The following is a 22,567-nucleotide window of genomic DNA, read 5'->3' as shown; positions in this document are numbered from 1 at the left end:
TCCTCATATATATCAATGAGGAGGGATTTACTATGAAGAACGTGTATTTTGCTACGAAAGCAGATGTAGAAAGATTGCATTCTTTTTTCGGACAAGCTAATAAAAAAGATGATAAAATAAATGAGTTGTACGCACAATTTATGATCTTGGAAGAGGCGGGAGAAATACGAGCGGTAGTTGGATATGAACAAGGTGGGGGAAATGCACTTATCCGTTCTTGTTTATTCACACCTAATGTGGATAAACAGACTTTCTTATATTTTTTTGAGATGTTTTTGCAGTATATGAAAGAAAAAGATATTCGACAATTGTACTTACTCACAAATCATCCACAATCTGTGACAATCTTTCAGTTTTTTAACTTTGTCATTATAGAGAAAGAGGAAGTGCCAGAGGAAATTCGACAGTTAGAACACTTTTGTAAAAATATAAAAGAGCTAAATGCAATAATACTAAATTGTCAGCTATTCACAAAGTTATCCACGGATTAACAAGGTTTATCCACATTTTGTGGATAAACCTTGTTTGTCTTTTGTATAAATCTCATAGTAAACTAAAAATAGACAAGTATTTCATGGTAGAAAAGGACGTGGGAAAAAATGCATACAAATATGTGGGTTGTGGATAATGTTGTGGAAAGAAAAAAATATTATCCACAATTAAAAGAAGCAGCGAGATTATTAAGAGAAAATGAAGCGGTGGCCTTCCCAACGGAAACGGTATATGGGTTAGGAGCAAACGCAATGGATGATGAAGCGATAGCGAAAATTTTTGAAGCGAAAGGGAGACCGAGCGATAATCCACTGATTGTCCACATAGGAACAAAATCTCAGTTAGATGGTATCGTAAGAGAAATTCCGCCGGTTGCAGAAAAGTTAATGGAGCATTTTTGGCCAGGACCATTAACAATCATTTTACCGAGAAAAAAAGGGATTTCAGAGAGGGTTACGGCCGGACTTAATACAGTCGGAGTGAGGATGCCGGATCATCCAGTAGCGCTCGCTCTTATTGAAGAGGCAAACGTGCCTGTTGCGGCACCGAGTGCGAATCGTTCAGGACGCCCAAGTCCAACGTTAGCTTCTCATGTGTATGAAGATTTAAACGGGAAAATTGCTGGTATTGTTGATGGCGGGGCAACAGGAGTAGGCGTTGAGTCAACTGTAATTGATTGTACGAGCGAGGTTCCGACGATTTTACGTCCAGGCGGGATTACGAAGGAGCAATTAGAAGCAGTGATAGGAAATGTTTCTTTAGATCCAGCTTTAAAGGATGAGAAAGAAAAACCAAAATCACCTGGAATGAAATATACACATTATGCACCGAAAGCGCCACTTAGTATTGTTGAAGGGTCCCGTGAGTTTATTCAACGTATTGTGGATGAGAAGAAGAAAGAAGGGTTTAAAGTAGGTGTATTAACGACAGAAGAGTATCAGCATGTGTATAGTGCAGATGTTGTATTGTCTTGTGGTGTGCGAAGCGATTTAGCCAGCGTTGCGACTAAGTTATATGATGTGCTTAGAACGTTTGATACAAGTGAAGTAGATGTTATTTTTAGTGAATCATTCCCGAATGAAGGCATAGGAAATGCAATTATGAATCGTTTAACAAAAGCTGCGGGACATCAGATTATTATTGAATGATAATGTACCTTTAGCAAACAGAATATTTCTCCTCGGATAAGCATATTGTGAAGTAGCACGTCCGAGGGGGGATATGAATGACACTTGAACAATTAATACCTTTAATAATTATGGCATTCGCCCTGGGGATGGATGCATTTTCAGTGAGCCTCGGTATGGGGATGGTAACATTAAAGTTAAGACAAATCCTTTATATCGGTATGACGATTGGGATATTTCATATTATTATGCCATTTATCGGAATGGTACTAGGACGTTTTCTATCAGAGAGGTATGGGGATGTCGCGAATTTTGCAGGAGCTATTTTATTAATTGGGCTAGGGTTTTATATCGTATATTCGTCTATTTTAGAAGGGGAAGAGACTAGAACTGCTCCAATTGGAATTAGTTTATTTGTATTTGCATTTGGTGTCAGTATAGATAGTTTTTCAGTAGGTCTTAGTCTTGGAATTTACGGAGCAGAGACAATTATTACGATATTACTGTTCGGACTAATAAGTATGTTACTAGCTTGGATGGGTTTATTGCTTGGTAGCCATGCCAAAAATATGCTTGGTACATACGGTGAAATAGTAGGTGGTATTATTCTTGTTGGGTTTGGATTGTATCTCCTTTTTCCTATATAATTTTATATGAGGGTGGAGAACATGAATAGGTTGCTGAAATGGTATGTCGTATTTATCACTTTTTTTCCAAGGTGGTTACGTAGGCTTATCTTTTGGGGCGTTATTTTGCAAATTGCGGTTTTAGGTTGGGTTAAATTGATTCGTGAATGGTGAGTTAATTCCTTTCTATGCATTTGAATACAATACTCCGCAAATATAGAAAGGATGGTACAAATGACGAGATTAAAGCAAGTTTTTGGTATTATTATTAGTTTTTTTGTTTTTTGGTTTAGTATGCTCGGTGTACAAATGTTTGCTGAGTTTTTAGATATCGAATCATTAAAATTTGTTGCAGGAAAATCGGAGGCGGCGCGTGCATTTTATTCACCGTATCCATTTTTAATTGTTTTCCTTATTACGTTACTTTCCTTATATTTCTTTGTAATAAAGCTGGGTAGATCTAAAAAAGAGAAATTACCTGCATTAGAGGAGAAGAAGGAAGAATTACAGTGAAAAAATCCCCCGCTTTAAGCGGGGGATTTTATATTTGAATAATGAAAGACTCCAATGCCCTATGATTCTGAACGAGCCGGTCGCGCTTTTAGGGTGATATCTAGCTCCACCTCCTAGGCCCTTGCGTCTAAGGTTCCGCTTTTAGTTGTATCCAGTTCCAGCGGCTAGAATCTCCGGCCATTTCGCTCTCTCACTAGAAGCAAAAAGCGCTTCAAGGTCGAGAGCTCCAATGTCCTACGATTCTAAACGAGCCGCTTCCACTTTTAGTTGTATCCAGCTCCAGCGGCTAGAATGGTCGGTGGCTTCGCGTCTTCCTGCGAGGCAAAAAGCGCCTCTACGTCAGAAGCTCCATCCCCTCTCATTCTGAGCGAGCCGCTTCCGCCTTTAGGTTGATATCTAGTTCCGGCGGCTAGCTCTTCGCCACTAAGAACCTTCCGCCCGAAAGGCAAAAAGCGCCTTTAGGGCGAAAGAACCTTAGCTGGTCAGAGCTGAATGAGCCGCCTCCACTTTTAAATTGGCCTCACTAATTCAAATTGTTCTCCTAGTTTTGCGTAGTTGTGTCCTGCAAGGCGGCTTATTGGTTTTAGTTCTTCGGCGTGAATTCGACCGTTTTCGTATAAGTGTTCTGCGACGTGGAAGCGAACGACGCGGCCAATTAGTAGATCACAAGCTGGTGAGTCTTCGGTTCCGCCGAGCGGGATAGCGCGTTCTAATACGCATTCCATTCGAATGTTTGCTTCTTTCACCCCTGGTACTGAAATGACATCACTGTCGATTGGTGTTAGTTTTGCTAATTCGATTTCACTTTCATTAGGAGGTAGGTTGGCTGCTGTTTCATTGATCGCTTCTACGTAAGATTCATCAGAAATATGTACGACAAATTCCCCTTTTTCGATTGCGTTTCGGGAAGTGTCTTTCGGTTTTCCTTCTTTGCGTTGTACGGAAACCGAGATAAGTGGTGGATTGGCAGCGACGATATTGAAATAACTATATGGCGCACCGTTCAATACACCATCTTTAGTTACAGAAGTAACGAATGCAACAGGACGTGGAATGATACTTCCTGTTAGTAATTTGTAATTATCTTTTTCGGTTTGTTCGTTTGGATTAATGGATAACATGTTGTAATCCCCTTTCTAAATATGAATACTTATTGTTTGTTTACAAGATATCAATGGGAATCTCCTGCTGAAAATAATATTTTTTTGATGATGCAAAAAAGAGATTACCTCAATTTGAAGTAACCTCTTTTTTGGTAAATATCTCGAAATAGAGATAAACATTAAAGTAAAACGTAAGCACCAGGGCCGATTAAAGCTACACCAACTGCAACAGCGATTAACATTAAATTATACTCAAATCCATTTTGTGTTACCCAGTAACCATTTTTTCCGTGAACTGTGAAGATTGCTACTAACATTGTTCCTACGATAAATAATGAACCAACTACAGTGAAAATACCTGCTGCGAATAAGAAACCACCTAATAGTTCAGTTGCTCCAGCCATAAATGCCATAAATACACCAGGGCGTAAGCCGATTGATTCCATCCAGCCACCTGTTCCTTTCAGCCCGTAGCCACCAAACCAACCGAATAATTTTTGAGCACCGTGACCCATGAATGTAATTCCTATAATAAGACGAATAATAAGAAGACCGATATCCATCATTTCAAAAACCTCCTAAAAGTTATTAACTTATCTTATGTAAGTAATAATAAAATAGTTACTTACTTTAGTCAAGTGGATTTCAATAAAAATTCGAAAGAAATTTTACAAATTAATAACAAAAAATAAAATGTAGTAAAGACCTCTAGACAAGTAAGTGAAAAAAAGAGAAAATATAAGTAGAAGTTAACTTCTTATTGTTATTCAGACAATCAGAATTGACTGGAATTTTGTGAGGCGCTACAATAAGAGTCTAGTAGTAATGACATGATTTATTTCGAAAGCGTTTTTTCAGTATAACATTCGAAGTATGAAGTCTTACGTGTATTTCGATCTTGAATAGAGATTGCCCTATAAACTTTTAGGTAAATTATAAGGAGGACTATCCTATGTTTAAAAAATTATTCGGTTTTGGTTCAAAAACAAATGAAGAAACAATCGTAGCTCCATTAACTGGAGCAGTGAAAAATATTGAAGAAGTACCAGATCCAGTATTCGCTGGTCGTATGATGGGTGACGGTGTTGCAATCGATCCTACTGAAGGTGTAGTTGTATCTCCAGTTGATGGTGAAATCGTACAATTATTCCACACGAAACATGCTATTGGAATTAAAGCGAAAAACGGTACAGAAATTTTAATCCACGTTGGATTAGAAACTGTAAAAATGGAAGGTGAAGGTTTCGAAGCTCACGTTTCTGAAGGACAATCTGTAAAAGCTGGAGATAAATTAATCTCATTCGACTTAGAATTAATTCGTGAAAAAGCGAAAAGCACAATTACTCCAATCGTTATTACAAACACAGATGCAGCTGAGTCTATTAAGACAACTATAGGTGTAACAGCTACAAAAGGTTCAACAGAAGTAATGAAAGTTACAATGAAATAATTATTGTATGAAAGGAATCTGTTTCGTATGAAATGGATTCCTTATTTTGTTTCGTAGTGTGTTCATTATGTATGGTAAATACTTTGGGCGCTTGGAAATAGGGTTTCACATATATGTGGATAAGGCGCATTTTTCTTAGAAAAAATATAAGAGAAATGCGCCTTTCGTATATTCACATTTCTTTTGTTCTATTCTAATGTACGCTATGATAAAGTGAAACTTTAATCAGTGGAGGGTGTTCATCCCCTGCTGATTATTAGCCTTCACCAATCGGGGATAAATGGTAGGAAACAGAAAAAAAGGGGTGGGTTTAGATGAAACGGGTGTTATTTGTTTGCACTGGAAATACATGCCGTAGTCCGATGGCTGAGGCTTTGCTTCGTCATTATGGAGAAGGTAAATTTGAAGTGCAATCTGCTGGTGTTTTTGCCTATCCTGGAAGCGATGCGTCGGTACATGTAAAGGAAGCTTTAGCTGAAAAAGGAATTGTAATCGATCATGCTGCACAGCAGGTAAACGATACTTTAGTTGATTGGGCGGATATTGTAGTAACAATGACGGAAAACCATAAGCAAATTGTACTTGGGCATTATCCGAGTGTTGAAAAGAAATTGGATACATTATATGGATTAACTGAGGGTGTAAGTAAGGATATTTCAGATCCATTTGGCGGATCGCTTTCTATTTATAAAGAAACGTTAGAAGAGATGGAAAAACTTGTACAAACTTTACTGAAAAAACATTCAGAAGGTTGATGTTTCGTGTATAATACGATATTGGAGATCGCTTCGTTCCATTAAGGTAGCGAGTGTGAAATGAAGATAATTGATTGAAACTTTGGAGGGGTAAAAATGAAAGTAGTAGTAGCATCTGATCACGGCGGTATGAATATCCGTAAAGAACTTGTAAGTTTATTAGAAGAGTTAAATATTGAATATATTGATTTAGGTTGTGAATGTGAAGCTGGTTCTGTTGATTACCCTGATTTTGCGTTTCCGGCAGCAGAAATGGTCGCAAATGGTGAAGTGGATCGTGGCATTTTAGTTTGCGGGACAGGCATTGGTATGTCAATCGCAGCAAACAAAGTAAATGGTATTCGTTGTGCATTAGTTCATGATACTTTCAGTGCGAAAGCGACGAGAGAGCATAATGACACTAACATGTTGGCAATGGGCGAGCGTGTAATTGGAGCTGGTCTAGCGCGTGATATCGCAAAAATTTGGCTAACAACTGACTATGAAGGTGGCCGTCACGAAAACCGCGTAGGAAAAATTAAAACGTACGAAACAAAGTAATAGATTCTAACTATAAGTAGTATGAAATATAATTTGGTGAACCAACCTGTGAAAGGAAGAGGCGTAATGACAGAAATCGTAAAGGTAAGAGAACAGCTGCAAATGTCGCTTTCTGATTTCCAAGAACAAGCTTCACTGCAAAGAGGCCAAATTTTTGTAGTGGGGTGTAGCACGAGCGAAGTGCTAGGTGAAAGAATTGGAACATCAGGAACGATGGAAGTGGCAGAGGCGATTTTTTCTGAATTTAAACAATTTCAAGAACGAACAGGTATTGAATTGGCGTTTCAATGTTGTGAGCATTTAAATCGTGCTTTAGTAGTTGAGAGAGATGTAGCGATGAAATATCAATTTGAAATTGTAACAGTTACGCCTGTTAGATCAGCAGGTGGTGCATTAGCGACGTATGCGTATCACAATTTTAAAGATCCGGTAGTAATTGAGTTTATTAAAGCAGATGCAGGAATGGATATCGGTGATACATTTATCGGTATGCATTTAAAGCATGTAGCTGTACCGGTTCGTACAAGTGTGAAGGAAATAGGAAGTGCGCATGTAACGATGGCGAAAACACGTGGGAAACTAATAGGTGGGGCACGTGCTGTTTATGCGGCAAATGAAGAAGCTATTCCTTGTCGTTAAACATGAAAAATTATAAAGTCTTATAACAGCTTTATATCGAAAGGTAAAAGGTATGTAGTCTGACTTTATAATAGAAGAAAGAAAAGACCAATTTTGGTCTTTTTTTTTCTTTTATGATATAGAAAGTCATGTTAGAATGTAGTTGAAAACATGAAGGTTCGAAAGAATTACAACCTGAATTTTCGTTTTTTCTGAATAAATGAGAAAAAACTATTGGGAATTGATGTAATTCGTTCAGAAAAGGGGGATTTTGGTGAATCATTTAAAACGTCAAGATGAAAAGGTATTTGCTGCAATTGAGGCAGAACTAGGAAGACAGCGTTCAAAGATTGAGTTAATTGCTTCGGAAAATTTCGTAAGTGAAGCAGTAATGGAGGCGCAAGGTTCTGTTTTAACGAATAAGTATGCTGAAGGATATCCTGGAAAACGTTACTATGGTGGTTGTGAACACGTAGACGTAGTAGAAGATATCGCACGTGATCGCGCGAAAGAAATTTTTGGCGCAGAGCATGTAAATGTTCAACCACATTCTGGTGCACAAGCGAACATGGCAGTATACTTCACGATTTTAGAGCAAGGCGATACAGTACTTGGTATGAATTTATCTCATGGTGGTCACTTAACACACGGAAGCCCTGTTAACTTCAGTGGAGTACAATATAATTTCGTAGAATATGGCGTGGATGCTGAATCTCATCGCATTAATTACGATGATGTATTAGCAAAAGCGAAAGAACATAAACCAAAATTAATCGTTGCAGGTGCAAGTGCATATCCTCGTGTTATCGATTTCAAACGATTCCGTGAGATTGCAGATGAAGTGGGAGCATACTTAATGGTTGATATGGCACATATCGCTGGTTTAGTAGCAGCTGGTTTACATCCAAATCCAGTACCACATGCACATTTCGTTACAACAACAACACATAAAACATTACGCGGCCCACGTGGTGGTATGATTTTATGTGAAGAACAATTTGCAAAACAAATTGATAAATCAATCTTCCCTGGTATTCAAGGTGGCCCGCTTATGCATGTAATTGCTGCAAAAGCTGTTGCATTTGGTGAGACACTACAAGATGATTTTAAAACATATGCACAAAATATCATTAATAATGCGAATCGTTTAGCTGAAGGCCTTCAAAAAGAAGGACTTACACTTGTTTCTGGTGGAACAGACAATCATTTAATCTTAATTGATGTTCGTAACTTAGAAATTACGGGTAAAGTAGCAGAGCACGTATTAGATGAAGTTGGTATTACAGTGAATAAAAATACGATTCCATTTGAAACAGCAAGCCCATTTGTAACAAGCGGCGTACGTATCGGTACAGCAGCGGTAACATCTCGTGGTTTTGGTTCAGAAGAAATGGATGAGATTGCAGCAATTATTGCTCATACATTAAAAAATCATGAGAATGAAGCTGAACTAGAAGAAGCGCGCAAACGTGTAGAAGCGTTAACGAGCAAATTCCCAATGTATACAAATCTATAATAGATTAAAAAAGACTGCTGAAACGTAATTGTTTTAGTAGTCTTTTTTTGTGGACATATATTGCTTTTAAAGTATGTATACAAATGATGAATAAATTTTGGCGATATAATGAAGGATACAGCTCCCATAATTGGTAAAGATACTAGATAGATTCATCGCAAAATCATGATTTTACCAAATTTGCCCTTGAATATTAGTAGCGTTTTCTTTACAATCGTAAATAGTGTAAAAAAGCGTGTAAACGCATGAATATCATCTAAAGGAGAGATTCACATGGGAAAACTGTATGTATTTGATCACCCGTTAATTCAACATAAGATTACATATATTCGCGATAAGAATACAGGTACGAAAGATTTTCGTGAATTAGTGGACGAAGTAGCAAGCTTAATGGCTTTCGAGATTACTCGTGACCTTCCACTTAAAGACATTGAAATTGAAACGCCTGTAAGCAAAGCGACAACAAAAGTGATCGCTGGTAAAAAACTTGGTTTAATTCCGATTTTACGTGCAGGTTTAGGAATGGTTGATGGAATTCTGAAATTAATTCCAGCAGCAAAAGTAGGACACGTTGGTTTATACCGTGACCCTGAAACATTGCAACCGGTAGAATACTATGTGAAACTTCCAACGGATGTAGAAGAGCGTGACTTTATCGTACTAGACCCAATGCTAGCAACAGGTGGTTCTGCGGCTGAAGCAATTAATTCTCTGAAAAAGCGCGGTGCAAAGCACATTAAATTAATGTGTATCGTAGCTGCTCCAGAAGGAGTAAAAGTAGTACAGGAAGAGCATCCTGATGTTGATATTTATATAGCAGCATTAGATGAGAAGTTAAATGACCATGGTTATGTAGTTCCAGGTCTTGGTGATGCTGGTGACCGTTTATTCGGAACGAAGTAAGACAACAGACGAGAGGGGGATTCCCCTCTCGTTTTTTTTCGCCCTCAGCGCACGGGGGAGGGGGAGATAAATATACAGGGTATATACAACATAAGTTATATACACATCACATATAATATAGAAGTCTTACGTCTAGAGAACACTATATTATGGAAGGAAAGCGCTATATCTTAAAAATATAATAGTGACAAACTTGTGAACATTTTCTTCTATTATAAAGAGAGATCTGTTAGAAATTGCATATCTCTAACCAGTATTTAGAAGGGGAACGTTTTCATTTTTGGGAGGAAATGCCTAATACTCAAATTTTTTGATTTTTTACGATTTCTCGTTGACACTGTTAATACCCTATTGTATGCTAACAACGGGGATAGATGGTAGGGCTTTCAGTGACAAAAATGCATCTATTCCGTGACGAAAATGTAAACTTTTTATTTTGTATAGAATTTATGCAGAAAAATGAGTTATTATTAACACATCGTGAATGAGGGTTACATATTGGAGGGATGAATCCTTGCAAAAAAACGATCGCAGCCATATAAAAGCGTATGCTTTAATGTCAGGAATACTTGCTCAGTTAGTTGGTTCTATTCTTATTGGAATCTTTGGTGGGCAATGGATTGATAATAAGGTTGGAACGTTTCCGTTGTTTCTTATTATAGGGTTATTACTCGGGTTAGGAACAGGGGTATACGCAATGATTCGACTCATTCAACATTACTATTCGGGAGAGCAATGATGATAGACGTACATGGACTTGTCCAAAGACAAAAGAAATATATGTACTACTTGCTTGCGCTTCTAGTGCTAGGATGGGGAATTACCTCTTACAAGGATGTATTTCTTGGGCTGATTATCGGAACGATTTTCAGTTTTCTTAGTTTGCGCATCATTGCACGTAGAACAGACAAGCTATTAGATCGCGTAACAAATGGAGAAAACGTGAAGTTTAAGGCGACAGCGGTAAGTACATATTCAAGATTCGCCACGATTGGGTTATTAATTTTATTTGCAGCCAAATATCAAGAGTTAATTGCGATGTGGGGCTTAGGTGTAGGATTGCTGACAGGATACCTTGTCATGATCATAGATTTTCTTTATTTAGAGTATACGAGCAGGGAAGAGAGGTGAATTACTAGTGGAACACGGTAAATTAGTTGAATTTCTAGGTTTAACGTTCGATTTGTCATCAGTTATGATGGTTACTGTAGCAGCAGTTATTGTTTTCTTAATCGCTGTTATCGGAACTCGCAGCTTAGCGCTTCGCCCAACCGGAATGCAAAATTTCATGGAATGGGTGTTTGACTTCGTGAAAGGGATTATCAATAGTACGATGGACTGGAAAACAGGTGGACGTTTCTTAACGCTTGGCGTTACGCTTATCATGTTTATCATCGTATCGAACTTCCTTGGTTTACCATTCATGTATTCAACAGTTGAGGCTGGCGAACATATTGCATGGTGGAGATCACCAACGTCTGATCCAGCAGTTGCATTAACATTAGCCGTGATGGTAGTTACCCTCACCCATTATTATGGAATTAAGATGAAGGGTACGAAAGAATATGCTAAAGGTTATTTCCAACCTATGAAATTCTTATTCCCATTAAAGGTTATTGAGGAGTTTGCTAACACATTAACGTTAGGTCTTCGTTTATTTGGTAACATTTATGCAGGTGAAATCTTATTAGGATTACTTGCTAAGTTAGGCGGAGCATCGGTCTTTGGAGCATTAGGTGCACTTGTACCGATGTTAGCATGGATGGGATTCAGCGTATTCGTTGGTTCAATCCAGTCATTTATTTTCGTAATGTTAACGATGGTTTATATGGCTCATAAAGTAAGCCATGACCATTAATATAATTTAAGTAAGAAAAAATTTATTTTTTTATAATACAAAGGAGGACAAATTAAATGAGTTTAGGTGTAATCGCAGCTGCAATTGCAATTGGTTTATCAGCATTAGGTGCAGGTATTGGTAACGGTCTTATCGTATCACGTACAATCGAAGGTGTTGCTCGTCAACCAGAATTAAAAGGCGCACTTCAAACAATTATGTTCATCGGGGTTGCTTTAGTTGAGGCACTTCCAATCATCGGTGTAGTTATTGCTTTCATCGTAATGAACAAATAAGGGAGACTCCCCTTACATAGATGGCGAAGAGTGTTTTTCCGAACTTTCTTCGCCATTGCTTTATGAACGAAATGTATGTCTTTTTTTTTCATAGGATCAATTTAGATATTTTGAAGGGAGTGAATCCTTGTGCCAACTTTATTATTAGGTGCTTCCATTCCATTTGGAACGATTGCTTATACATTGTTCATTTTCTTACTTCTATTAGTAATGCTACGCAAATTTGCGTGGGGTCCTTTAATGGGAATTATGAAAGAACGTGAAGAGCATGTTACTAATGAAATCGACGCTGCAGAAAGAAGTAACATTGAAGCGAAGAAGTTAGTAGAAGAACAACGTGAAATGTTAAAACAATCGCGTGTTGAAGCACAAGAGTTAATCGAAAGAGCGAAAAAACAAGCTGTAGATCAAAAAGATGTTATTGTTGCTGCTGCGAAAGAAGAAGCAGAATCAATTAAAACATCTGCTGTACAAGAAATTCAACGCGAAAAAGAGCAAGCGATTGCTGCTTTACAAGAACAAGTCGCTTCTTTATCTGTTCAAATTGCTTCTAAAGTAATTGAAAAAGAGTTGAAAGAAGAAGATCAAGTGAAGCTAATTCGCGATTATATTAAAGAAGTAGGAGAAGCGCGATGAGCAATGGGATTGTAGCAAAACGTTATGCTGTCGCTCTTTTCAAAATTGCAAAAGAAAAACACGTATTAGAAATGTTTGAAGAGGAATTACGCCTTGTACAAAACGTTTATGTAAAGAACGGAGAACTACATAGCTTTTTAACGCAACCGAACATTTCAAAAGAGCAGAAGAAAACGTTTCTTGCAAACGTATTCGCATCTGTTTCTGAATCTATTTTAAATACGTTATATATTTTAATTGATAACAAGCGTATTGATATCCTACCTGAAATTGCAGATGAATATGTTGTTCTTGCTAATGAAGAACGTAACGTAGCGGATGCAACTGTATATTCTATTCGTCTTCTATCAGAAGACGAAAAACTTAACATTGCAGAAGCATTTGCAAAAAAAACAGGAAAAGATGCAATTCGCGTGAAAAATGTTGTAGATGAAGATTTACTAGGCGGCATTAAAGTACGTATTGGAAATCGCATTTACGACGGAAGCTTACAAGGAAAATTAGCACGTATTCAGCGTGAATTAATGAAGAATAGATAGGGGTGAAGCACATGAGCATCAGAGCTGAAGAAATTAGCGCACTGATAAAGCAACAAATCGAGAACTATCAGTCTGAAATCGAAGTTAGTGATGTTGGTACAGTTATCCAAGTTGGTGACGGTATTGCGCGTGCTCATGGTCTTGATAACGTTATGGCTGGTGAACTTGTAGAGTTCTCTAACGGCGTTATGGGACTAGCACAAAACTTAGAGGAAAACAACGTAGGTATCATTATCTTAGGACCTTACACAGAAATCCGTGAAGGTGACGAAGTTCGTCGTACTGGTCGCATCATGCAAGTACCAGTAGGAAAAGAACTAATCGGTCGTGTTGTAAACCCATTAGGTCAACCAGTTGATGGTTTAGGCCCAATCAATACAACAAACACTCGTCCAATCGAAAGTCCAGCACCAGGTGTAATGGATCGTAAATCTGTTCATGAGCCACTTCAAACAGGTATTAAAGCGATCGATGCTCTTGTACCAATTGGCCGTGGTCAACGTGAGTTAATCATCGGTGACCGTCAAACAGGTAAAACAGCAGTTGCACTTGATACAATCATTAACCAAAAAGATGAAGATATGGTTTGTATCTATGTAGCTATCGGACAAAAAGAATCAACTGTACGTAACGTAGTAGAAACACTACGTAAGCACGGTGCATTAGATTACACAATCGTTGTAACTGCATCAGCTTCTCAACCAGCTCCATTATTATACCTAGCTGCTTATGCTGGTGTAACAATGGGTGAAGAGTTCATGTACAATGGTAAACACGTATTAGTAGTATATGATGACTTATCTAAACAAGCAGCGGCTTACCGTGAGCTTTCATTACTATTACGTCGTCCTCCAGGTCGTGAAGCATATCCAGGGGATGTATTCTACTTACATTCTCGTTTATTAGAGCGTGCAGCAAAATTAAGTGATGCAAGAGGCGGCGGTTCTTTAACTGCACTACCTTTCATCGAAACACAAGCAGGGGACGTATCAGCTTACATCCCAACCAACGTAATCTCTATTACGGATGGACAAATCTTCTTACAATCTGACCTATTCTTCTCTGGCGTACGTCCAGCGATCGATGCGGGTACTTCTGTATCTCGTGTAGGTGGATCTGCTCAGATTAAAGCAATGAGTAAAGTATCAGGTACACTTCGTCTTGACCTTGCATCTTACCGAGAGTTAGAAGCGTTCGCTCAGTTCGGTTCTGACCTTGATAAAGCAACACAAGCGAAATTAAACCGTGGTGCTCGTACAGTTGAGGTATTAAAACAAGGATTACACAAACCGTTACGTGTAGAGAAACAAGTTATCATTCTTTACGCTTTAACACGTGGATTCCTAGATGATATCCCAGTAGTAGATATCACTCGTTTCGAAGAAGAATTCCATGCTTGGTTAGATTCAAATGCAGCTGACTTATTAAGCGAAATTCGCACAACTAAGAAACTTGCGGATGACGACAAATTTGCAGCAGCAATTAACGGATTTAAAAAAGTATTCGTAGCTTCTGAATAATAAATAAAAGCGGAAGCGGCTCGTCCTGAATGTGAGGGGGATGGAGCTTCTGACGAAGAGGCGGTTTTTGCCTCGTAGGAAGAAGTGAAGCCACCGAGCATTCAAGCCGCTGGAGCTAGATAAATAAAAGTGAAGTCGACTGTGGCTTAGCTAGATCATATAAAGGCATCTCAGCTTTTGAGATTGCTGACGGTTATGTAAAGGAAAAGAGTAGGTGCACCTATTCTTTTCCTTCAATCATGAGCAAGAATATCTTGCAACGTAGATTAGGAAGAGGATTCTTACTAATCGTGCCAACTTCCGGAAAAAAGGTGGTGAAAACCTGTGGCATCTTTACGCGATATAAAAGCGAAGATTAACTCGACAAAGAAAACGAGTCAAATTACGAAAGCGATGGAGATGGTATCTGCATCTAAGTTAAACCGTGCAGAGCAAAATGCTAAATCTTTCGTTCCGTATATGGAAAAGATTCAAGAAGTAGTAGCGAGCATTGCGCAAGGAAGTAAAGGGATTAATCATCCAATGCTAAATGCGCGTCCTGTAAAGCGTACAGGATACATCGTTATTACATCTGATCGCGGACTAGCAGGTGGTTATAACAGTAACGTATTACGTACAGTAAGTAACGTAATTCGTGAACGTCATAATATGGATTCAAACCAATATTCAATTATTGTGCTTGGACGACTAGGACGTGATTATTTAAAACGTCGCGGCTTTAACATCATTGATGAAGTAGTTGGATTATCTGACCACCCATCATTTATTGATATTAAAGATATTGCTTCTCGAGCAATTGCGATGTTCGCAGATGGTGCTTATGATGAGCTGTACATTTACTACAATCATTATGTAAGTAAAATTTCACAAGAAGTAACGGAGAATAAAATTTTACCGCTTACGGATGTGGCGTCTGACAAACCGACGACAGCTTATGAATTCGAACCTTCTGAAGAAGAAATTTTAAAAGTATTATTGCCACAATACGCAGAAAGCTTAGTGTACGGTGCATTACTAGACGGTAAAGCAAGTGAGCACGCGGCGCGTATGACAGCAATGAAGAGTGCTACAGACAACGCAATGGAAGTTATCGATTCACTTACACTTTCATTCAACCGTGCACGTCAAGCAGCGATTACGCAAGAAATTACGGAAATCGTTGGTGGAGTAGCAGCGTTAGAATAGTAATAAAAAGCGTAGGCGGTTCGTTCAGAATGAGAGGGGGATGGAGCTTTTGACGTAGAGGCGATTTGTGCCTCGCAGGAAAAAGCGAAGCCACCGAACATTCTAACCGCTGGAGCTAGATTCAATAAAAAGCGTAGGCGGCTCGTCCAAAACAGGAGAGTCGCGTAAGCTATAAACTAATAAAAATCAAAAGCCGACTTCTCTTAGAAAGCTGGCTAATTAAAAGAAAGCTAGGAGGGAACCCGATGAATAAAGGGCGCGTTACGCAAATCATGGGTCCGGTTGTAGACGTTAAGTTTGATGGCGGAAAGCTACCAGAAATCTACAACGCCCTTACGGTAAAACAAAGCAACGAAAACGGAGCAAGCATTAACTTAACATTTGAAGTTGCACTTCATTTAGGTGATGACACAGTTCGTACAGTTGCGATGTCTTCCACAGATGGACTTGTTCGTGGCACAGAAGTAGAAGATACTGGTAAAGCAATCTCTGTACCAGTTGGTGATGCAACACTTGGTCGTGTATTTAACGTATTAGGTGATGCAATTGACTTAGATGGTGAAGTTCCTGCCGATGTACGTCGTGATCCAATTCACCGTCAAGCGCCTGCATTCGAAGAGTTATCTACTAAAGTAGAAATTCTTGAAACTGGTATTAAAGTAGTAGATTTACTTGCCCCTTACATTAAGGGTGGTAAGATCGGTCTATTCGGTGGTGCCGGTGTAGGTAAAACAGTATTAATTCAGGAATTAATTAACAACATCGCACAAGAACACGGTGGTATCTCTGTATTCGCTGGTGTAGGTGAGCGTACTCGTGAGGGTAATGACTTATACCACGAAATGAGCGATTCTGGCGTAATTAAGAAAACTGCGATGGTATTCGGACAAATGAACGAGCCACCTGGAGCACGTCAACGTGTTGCATTAACAGGCTTAACAATGGCTGAACATTTCCGTGATGAGCAAGGACAAGACGTACTATTGTTCATCGATAACATCTTCCGTTTCACGCAAGCAGGTTCTGAAGTATCTGCCCTTCTTGGTCGTATGCCATCTGCGGTAGGTTACCAACCAACACTTGCAACAGAAATGGGTCAATTACAAGAGCGTATTACATCTACAAATAAAGGATCTATCACGTCTATCCAAGCGGTATATGTACCAGCCGATGACTATACGGATCCAGCACCAGCTACAACGTTCGCTCACTTAGATGCAACAACAAACTTAGAGCGTCGTTTAACACAAATGGGTATTTACCCAGCCGTAGATCCATTAGCATCTACATCTCGTGCACTTTCTCCAGAAATCGTAGGAGAAGAGCATTATGGAGTAGCTCGTCAAGTACAGCAAACCTTACAACGTTATAAAGAGCTTCAAGATATCATCGCTATCTTAGGTATGGATGAGTTATCTGAAGAAGATAAGTTAGTTGTACATCGTGCTCGTCGTATTCAATTCTTCTTATCTCAAAACTTCCACGTAGCTGAGCAGTTTACAGGTCAAAAAGGTTCTTACGTACCTGTAAAAAATACAGTTAGTGGTTTCAAAGAAATTCTAGAAGGAAAATATGATGACCTTCCAGAAGATGCATTCCGTCTTGTTGGTAGCATTGAAGATGTTATTGAAAACGCGAAGAAAATGATGGCGTAAGGCCTTAGGAGGGACGAATTATGAAGACATTTCCAGTCAGTATTGTAACTCCTGATGGACCGGTTTACGAAAAAGAAGTAGAAATGGTAAGTGTAAAAGCAGAGAGTGGGGAAATGGGGATCTTACCAGGTCACATTCCAACTGTTGCACCGTTAAAAATTAGTGCAGTTCGTCTGAAACATGATGGGCACACTGATTATGTAGCAGTAAGCGGTGGCTTTATCGAAGTTCGTCCAGATAAAGTAACTGTATTATCATCATCTGCTGAAGAAGCAAACCATATCGACATCCATCGTGCAAATGAATCGAAACGTCGCGCTGAGCAACGTATGCAAGAGAAACAAGCACATGTTGACTTTAGACGTGCAGAAATGGCATTACAGCGTGCTGTGAACCGTTTAAACGTTTCTGATATGAAGTAAAAAAATCCGTAAGGGCTCTTGCCTTTACGGATTTTTTGTTATGGATATAAATTAAAAGAGGAAAAAACGCCTTTTTTAGGTAGGAGAGAGCATCTAGCCATGCATAGAAGCGGTCAGGGCTTTTTTCTGCCCCATGCCAGGTAAAAATCAAGAAATAAAAAGAACTGCAGGTTAGTTATTTGTTATGCATAGCTGTGTTTTATTTAAATGTCGAAACTGGAACTGAATTTAATGGATGGAATAAATTTGAAAAATCGGTATAATTATATTGATGTTTGTATAAGTAGAGAATGTACAACAATTTATATTTCATAAAGGAGATGAATCAATGATCGGTGAAATGAAACGAGAAGCGTCGCACTCTTTAAAGGGAAAATGGGGACTAGGTGTTGGATCAACGATTTTATATTTTATTTTAAGTTATGTTGTTTCAATGGCTGCAATGCTTATACTTTTAATTCCAGGACTTATTATATTTTTCTTATTTGCTGGTTTAACAGGCTCACTTGAAGAGGAAACAATATCAATCGGAGCAGGTGTTACATTTGGGATCTTTTATTGCATAATGATCATTTTGAGTAATGCATCTTATGGTATTACATCGTACGGTTATACGAATGTGTTGCTACAAATTAGTAAACGAGAAGATGCTAGAGTAGATTATTTATTTGAAGGATTTCGCGGCTTTAAAAGAATGATGAAAACAATGTGGGCAATGCTTGCGATTTTGTTATATACAGGTACATGGATTCCGATGTTGTTACTAGGTTTATTCGCGTTTTTGGGTGAAGAAGGGAATACGTCGTTTGCAATTGCTTTCTTCGTATTATTAGCTATTTCAATTGTCGGCATGATTGTAATGTATTTTTCTTATGCGATGACGTATTATGTGATGATTGAAAATCCAGATTATAGCGTTTCACAGGCGATGAAAGAAAGTAAGAATCTTATGAAGGGACATAAACTAGATTTATTTCTTCTATGGCTTAGCTTCATAGGGTGGGCTATTTTAGCGATTCTTACTCTTGGAATAGGGTTTCTTTGGCTTAGTCCATATGTAGGTACAACGACAGCACATTTTTATCGCTATATTGCAAAAGGTGAATTGCAGTAGGAACATGCTATACTAATGGAATTGTTACGTATAGGAGGCTAATTATGATTAGTGATTTAAAAGGAGAAGCGCTAGATTCACTAGAAGGAAAATGGGGCTTAGCTGTTGGGGCAACATTACTTATTTCGATTCTTACTTCAGTTTTTAGTTTTAGTATTCAGTTCATTCTCTCTCAGGTTTGGGAGTGGAAAGAAGTGAATAGCTCACTTTCAATAGAGGTTATTACAATATTGCTGTTGGGGCCTTTAACGCTAGGGGGTTATTGTTTAGCGCTACATATAATTCGTGAAAAAGAAGCGCGTATTGGGCATATATTCAGATGGTTTACAGCAGGAAGTAAGTTTATAAAATCATTTTTATTATATATAGTAGTAAACATTTATATTTTCTTATGGTGCTTACTATTTATTATTCCAGGCATTATTAAATCATTTTCTTATGCGATGACGTATTTTATTATAAATGATCATCCTGAGTATTCAATAAATCAAGCTATTACAGAAAGTCGTCGTATGATGGCTGGACATAAGATGGAGTATTTCATTTTATGTTTAAGTTTTATTGGTTGGTTTATATTAAGTTGTATTACATTAGGGATTGGATTTTTATGGTTGATTCCATATTTTTATACAACGGCAGCAGCTTTTTACGAAGAGATTGCAGAGGAATATTACGAAAAAAAAATTCCAACACTTTAAAAAAACACCCAGTGTGAACTATTGGTTCATACTGGGTGTTTTTTGTAAAAATTTTATAAACTGTTTACTTGTTAGAGGTTTACTGAAATAGTAACCTTGCATGTATTTACAGTTGTTTTTTTGCAGAAACTTAAGCTGTTTTTCTGTTTCAATTCCTTCAGCAACGACAGAGAGATTTAAAGTATTTGCAAGAGAAAGGATAGTGGAAACGATGGCTCTCTCTTCAGGTCGATGATCGGCTAGTTGTGTAAATTCTTTTGGTACCTTTAATGTATCGATAGGGAAAATTGATAAATAAGCAAGAGAAGAGTAGCCGGTACCGAAGTCATCAAGGGACGTTTGAATACCATATTCTTTTAATTGCTTTAGTCTCGATAATGTTTCCTTTTCATCAATCATCGCAATTCGTTCTGTTAGTTCAAGTGTTACATCTTTCGGGTCAATCTTTACGTCCTTTAGTATTCGTGAAATATTTTCGATGAATTGATTTTGTGTAAATTCTTTCGCTGATAAATTGACACTCATTTTTAAGTTTGTGTATCCAAAACTTTGCCATATTTTTAGTTGACGACAAGATTCTTGTAGCACCCAATGTCCAAGTGGGATGACCTGCGGAGTCTCTTCCACAATTGGAATGAACTCACATGGTGAAATGTCACCTAATAGTGGATGTTTCCAACGTATTAATGCTTCAGCACCGATAATTTTATTTGTTGTCGTATCAATTTGTGGTTGATAGACGAGATAAAATTCGTTGTTTACTAAAGCGAGTGGCAAATCTTTTTCGATTCGAGCTTTACGTTCCATTTTCTTGTATAGTTCTTTCGTGTAAAGAGAGCTACGATTTTTCCCTTTATTTTTTGCCTCATACATGGCCATATCGGCATGTTGTAAAATAGACAGTGGGTCTTCTCCTGCTTCAGGGTATATGGCAATCCCGATACTCGGTGAGATTCGTAAATGTTGATTTTCGATTTCGAATGGTTCGTTCATGGCTACTACAATCATATCAGCTATCCTTTTTACATCTGTCCTCTTTTGATAATTTTCGATAAGGATTGTGAACTCATCCCCAGCTAATCGAGCAAGTTTCATATTCTGTGTTGATATTCGTTCGAGCCTTTTTGCTACTGCAATTAATAAGAGATCTCCTACCCGGTGACCGAGTGTATCATTAATAACTTTAAAGCGATCTAGGTCTAGAAACATAACAGCAAAAGGTCTTTTCGATATTTTTGCTCGTGCAAGTGCTTCTTCTAACTGCTGATGAAATGAACGGCGATTTGCAAGTTCCGTTAAAGTATCGTGATATGCTAGGAAATTAATTTGTTCTTGTTGATGCTTGCTTTCTGTAATATCTTTAATCATTAAATAGGCCCCAGAAATATGTTCCTTTAAAAAGATGGGAACAGCTGTAACATGCAAGTAGTAAATATCTCTATTTTTATGATATGCCCGTATTTCTAAAGAAATAGATTTCCCTTTTTTAACGTGACGAAAGGCATTAATGATCTCTTCCAAATCTTCTTCATACATAAGTGAATAGTATGGTTGGTTTAATAATTCATTCGTTTGATAACCGAGTAAAGTAGTTCCAGCGTTGTTCACATTGAGAAAATTACCGTACAAATCTAATGTGAAAATTGGATCTGGATGATGCTCGTATAAAGATTTAAACATTTGTTGGTTATGATATAACTCATTTTTTTGTTCTACTAAATCTTCTGTACGTAGTTCGATTTGTTTCTCGAGTTCTAAGCTGAATTGCATTTGTGCTAGCAATAATATTTTATTTTGTCTTCGAACTAACGTATGGCGTATGAGAACGAAGGCGAAAGTTACTATAAGTCCAATTACTACGATAGGTGCAAAAACATTTTCGACCAATATAAAAACAATAAGCATCACTACAGAAATATACGGTAATGATAATCGGATTGATTCACCCACTTGAGGTGTTAGTAATACTTGTTCTTGTTTTTCAGGCTCTTGTGTGTGAAGTATACAAGCGATTGCTACTAATACTAGGGTTACTTGATATAATGGAGCAACTGTGAACATAGAGTGCTCGGGCTGGAAGTATTTGATATAAGCATAAATAGCATCCGTAGTAGCATACAAAATTAAAGAGCTGCCAAGAAGAGCGCCAACTTGTTTTGGTAGTAAGAATAATGGCCTGAATAAGAGGTTGATTCCTATTAAAAGAAAGAGTAAATCAGCCATTGGATACGTGAGTTGAACAAACATGTCGATATATGATGTTGTAAAAATATGAATGGTTCTTTCAATAAGCAAATAGTAGCTTAAAGTAAATTGAGCTGTAACAATAATACAAATATCACATATCGTAAAAAGCTGCTCCAATAAGTCTCGGCCATAAATAATTTCATATAGAAAGGCAAATGCAAAGCTAATTAAAAATAATAAGTAAAAAAAGTCTGATGGATCAACGAATGTATAGTAGTCATGCAAAATTAAGCGTTGATAAGCAACTACTATATCGCCGATGAAATAAGAGAAAGATCCGATAGTTAATATCATCCAAAATAAACGAGCTAACCCTTGTTTCATATTGGAAAAGTAAAATATATAACTACAAATTGTAATATCAATTAATATGGTACTTATTCCAGTTAATATTTGAAATGGAAGTGCGTATTCATATAAAAAGGGCATTGATACGTAATGAATAGTTATATACAACAATGCAAAGCTTATTAGAATACTTACATGTGTTTGTTTTTTCATTTATATCACCCACTGTATATACATAAGAACCACCTTTTTGTAGTTTATGTTTTTTAGGATTGCTTGAAAAACATATAGAACTTCTATATTTATTTTACACATTTATTATGAGTTGTAAAAATAGATTTGCTCAGTAAGTATTAATTGTTGTTTCTGTTCCCAATATATCGACATAGGAATTTGAAGTTTGCTATAATGGACTAAATAGTTGTATTATTTAGAAAAATTTAAAAATAATAAATAATGCAAGTAAGACATATTGTTTACTATGTGA

The 22,567-nt window shown here is 37.6% G+C and carries 27 protein-coding genes; 24 read left to right on the top strand and 3 right to left on the bottom strand.

The features are described from left to right. The first annotated feature begins 32 nt into the window (after positions 1–32). The 5 genes from MHB76_RS25315 to MHB76_RS25295 all read left to right on the top strand — a co-directional run bounded on the left by MHB76_RS25315 (position 33) and on the right by MHB76_RS25295 (position 2,758). Positions 33–491 carry a mechanosensitive ion channel protein gene (locus MHB76_RS25315; protein WP_340988027.1) on the top strand — a complete coding sequence of 153 codons (459 nt, stop codon included), beginning with the start codon at positions 33–35 and terminating at the stop codon, positions 489–491. A 108-nt stretch (positions 492–599) separates the two neighbouring features. Further along, entirely contained in the window at positions 600–1,640 is a 1,041-nt protein-coding gene (locus MHB76_RS25310; RefSeq protein WP_340988025.1) for an L-threonylcarbamoyladenylate synthase, read from the top strand. 77 nt (positions 1,641–1,717) lie between these two features. Then, entirely contained in the window at positions 1,718–2,266 is a 549-nt protein-coding gene (locus MHB76_RS25305; protein WP_002159774.1) for a manganese efflux pump MntP, read from the top strand. Positions 2,267–2,287: 21 nt separating this feature from the next. Further along, on the top strand, positions 2,288–2,419 hold the full coding sequence (locus MHB76_RS25300; protein WP_016100275.1) for a hypothetical protein: 132 nt from the start codon (positions 2,288–2,290) through the stop codon (positions 2,417–2,419). Positions 2,420–2,479: 60 nt separating this feature from the next. After that, positions 2,480–2,758: a DUF3935 domain-containing protein gene (locus MHB76_RS25295; protein ID WP_002159775.1), complete on the top strand. Its 279-nt coding sequence runs from the start codon at positions 2,480–2,482 to the stop codon at positions 2,756–2,758. A gap of 509 nt (positions 2,759–3,267) precedes the next feature. Here MHB76_RS25295 and MHB76_RS25290 read toward each other — a convergent pair. Together MHB76_RS25290 and MHB76_RS25285 are read right to left on the bottom strand one after the other, a co-directional pair. Continuing rightward, positions 3,268–3,879 (bottom strand): flavin reductase family protein, encoded by a 612-nt coding sequence (locus MHB76_RS25290; RefSeq protein WP_016106716.1) that lies wholly within the window; start codon positions 3,877–3,879, stop codon positions 3,268–3,270. A gap of 161 nt (positions 3,880–4,040) precedes the next feature. Further along, positions 4,041–4,427, bottom strand: coding sequence for a DoxX family protein (locus MHB76_RS25285; RefSeq protein WP_002144734.1), 387 nt, complete (start codon positions 4,425–4,427; stop codon positions 4,041–4,043). Between the two features lie 386 nt (positions 4,428–4,813). On the opposite strand from MHB76_RS25285, the gene MHB76_RS25280 reads away from it, so the two are divergent. The 19 genes from MHB76_RS25280 (at position 4,814) to MHB76_RS25190 (ending at position 19,545) form a co-directional block, all read left to right on the top strand. After that, on the top strand, positions 4,814–5,311 hold the full coding sequence (locus MHB76_RS25280) for a PTS sugar transporter subunit IIA (protein ID WP_002159778.1): 498 nt from the start codon (positions 4,814–4,816) through the stop codon (positions 5,309–5,311). Positions 5,312–5,625: 314 nt separating this feature from the next. Beyond that, positions 5,626–6,066: a low molecular weight protein arginine phosphatase gene (locus MHB76_RS25275; protein WP_016106715.1), complete on the top strand. Its 441-nt coding sequence runs from the start codon at positions 5,626–5,628 to the stop codon at positions 6,064–6,066. Between the two features lie 96 nt (positions 6,067–6,162). Beyond that, positions 6,163–6,606, top strand: coding sequence for a ribose 5-phosphate isomerase B (gene rpiB, locus MHB76_RS25270; protein WP_000869917.1), 444 nt, complete (start codon positions 6,163–6,165; stop codon positions 6,604–6,606). Positions 6,607–6,672: 66 nt separating this feature from the next. Further along, positions 6,673–7,245, top strand: coding sequence for a TIGR01440 family protein (locus tag MHB76_RS25265; RefSeq protein WP_002159780.1), 573 nt, complete (start codon positions 6,673–6,675; stop codon positions 7,243–7,245). A 253-nt stretch (positions 7,246–7,498) separates the two neighbouring features. Beyond that, on the top strand, positions 7,499–8,740 hold the full coding sequence (gene glyA, locus MHB76_RS25260) for a serine hydroxymethyltransferase (RefSeq protein WP_002159781.1): 1,242 nt from the start codon (positions 7,499–7,501) through the stop codon (positions 8,738–8,740). Between the two features lie 273 nt (positions 8,741–9,013). Next, positions 9,014–9,643, top strand: a complete 630-nt coding sequence (upp, locus tag MHB76_RS25255) for a uracil phosphoribosyltransferase (RefSeq protein WP_002113046.1) — start codon at positions 9,014–9,016, stop codon at positions 9,641–9,643. Between the two features lie 374 nt (positions 9,644–10,017). Further along, positions 10,018–10,131, top strand: a complete 114-nt coding sequence (locus MHB76_RS25250; RefSeq protein WP_000232963.1) for a DUF4024 domain-containing protein — start codon at positions 10,018–10,020, stop codon at positions 10,129–10,131. Between the two features lie 26 nt (positions 10,132–10,157). Then, positions 10,158–10,382, top strand: a complete 225-nt coding sequence (locus MHB76_RS25245; RefSeq protein WP_002089742.1) for an AtpZ/AtpI family protein — start codon at positions 10,158–10,160, stop codon at positions 10,380–10,382. Continuing rightward, entirely contained in the window at positions 10,382–10,774 is a 393-nt protein-coding gene (locus MHB76_RS25240) for an ATP synthase subunit I (protein WP_002016288.1), read from the top strand. Before MHB76_RS25245 ends, MHB76_RS25240 begins: the two co-directional genes overlap by 1 nt. 7 nt (positions 10,775–10,781) lie before the next feature. Next, the gene (gene atpB, locus MHB76_RS25235; protein ID WP_002159782.1) at positions 10,782–11,501 is read left to right on the top strand and encodes a F0F1 ATP synthase subunit A; all 720 of its coding nucleotides are present in this window, start codon (positions 10,782–10,784) and stop codon (positions 11,499–11,501) included. A gap of 56 nt (positions 11,502–11,557) precedes the next feature. Beyond that, entirely contained in the window at positions 11,558–11,776 is a 219-nt protein-coding gene (gene atpE, locus MHB76_RS25230; protein ID WP_000052064.1) for a F0F1 ATP synthase subunit C, read from the top strand. A gap of 129 nt (positions 11,777–11,905) precedes the next feature. Further along, positions 11,906–12,412: a F0F1 ATP synthase subunit B gene (gene atpF, locus MHB76_RS25225; protein ID WP_002144739.1), complete on the top strand. Its 507-nt coding sequence runs from the start codon at positions 11,906–11,908 to the stop codon at positions 12,410–12,412. Continuing rightward, the gene (gene atpH, locus MHB76_RS25220) at positions 12,409–12,951 is read left to right on the top strand and encodes a F0F1 ATP synthase subunit delta (protein WP_002113044.1); all 543 of its coding nucleotides are present in this window, start codon (positions 12,409–12,411) and stop codon (positions 12,949–12,951) included. The genes atpF and atpH overlap by 4 nt, the downstream gene beginning before the upstream one ends. A gap of 11 nt (positions 12,952–12,962) precedes the next feature. Beyond that, on the top strand, positions 12,963–14,471 hold the full coding sequence (gene atpA / locus MHB76_RS25215; RefSeq protein ID WP_002113043.1) for a F0F1 ATP synthase subunit alpha: 1,509 nt from the start codon (positions 12,963–12,965) through the stop codon (positions 14,469–14,471). Between the two features lie 324 nt (positions 14,472–14,795). Then, a complete protein-coding gene (gene atpG, locus MHB76_RS25210) occupies positions 14,796–15,656 on the top strand; it encodes a F0F1 ATP synthase subunit gamma (RefSeq protein WP_002159783.1) in 861 nt (286 codons plus the stop codon). Between the two features lie 245 nt (positions 15,657–15,901). Next, positions 15,902–17,311 carry a F0F1 ATP synthase subunit beta gene (gene atpD, locus MHB76_RS25205; protein ID WP_002089736.1) on the top strand — a complete coding sequence of 470 codons (1,410 nt, stop codon included), beginning with the start codon at positions 15,902–15,904 and terminating at the stop codon, positions 17,309–17,311. A gap of 20 nt (positions 17,312–17,331) precedes the next feature. Continuing rightward, positions 17,332–17,733, top strand: a complete 402-nt coding sequence (atpC, locus tag MHB76_RS25200; protein ID WP_002113040.1) for a F0F1 ATP synthase subunit epsilon — start codon at positions 17,332–17,334, stop codon at positions 17,731–17,733. A 328-nt stretch (positions 17,734–18,061) separates the two neighbouring features. Further along, positions 18,062–18,847 (top strand): DUF975 family protein, encoded by a 786-nt coding sequence (locus tag MHB76_RS25195; RefSeq protein ID WP_340988019.1) that lies wholly within the window; start codon positions 18,062–18,064, stop codon positions 18,845–18,847. 44 nt (positions 18,848–18,891) lie between these two features. Then, positions 18,892–19,545, top strand: coding sequence for a DUF975 family protein (locus tag MHB76_RS25190; RefSeq protein WP_078174948.1), 654 nt, complete (start codon positions 18,892–18,894; stop codon positions 19,543–19,545). 18 nt (positions 19,546–19,563) lie between these two features. Here the strand turns inward: MHB76_RS25190 and MHB76_RS25185 are convergent, their stop codons facing one another. After that, positions 19,564–22,293, bottom strand: coding sequence for a putative bifunctional diguanylate cyclase/phosphodiesterase (locus MHB76_RS25185; protein WP_078174947.1), 2,730 nt, complete (start codon positions 22,291–22,293; stop codon positions 19,564–19,566). Between the last annotated feature and the right edge of the window lie 274 nt (positions 22,294–22,567).

Source organism: Bacillus sp. FSL M7-1345 (assembly GCF_038006985.1).
GTDB classification, from domain to species: Bacteria; Bacillota; Bacilli; order Bacillales; family Bacillaceae_G; genus Bacillus_A; species Bacillus_A cereus_U.
The sequence above is the reverse complement of the archived record's forward strand: the minus strand, read 5'-3'. Positions and strand labels throughout refer to the sequence as shown.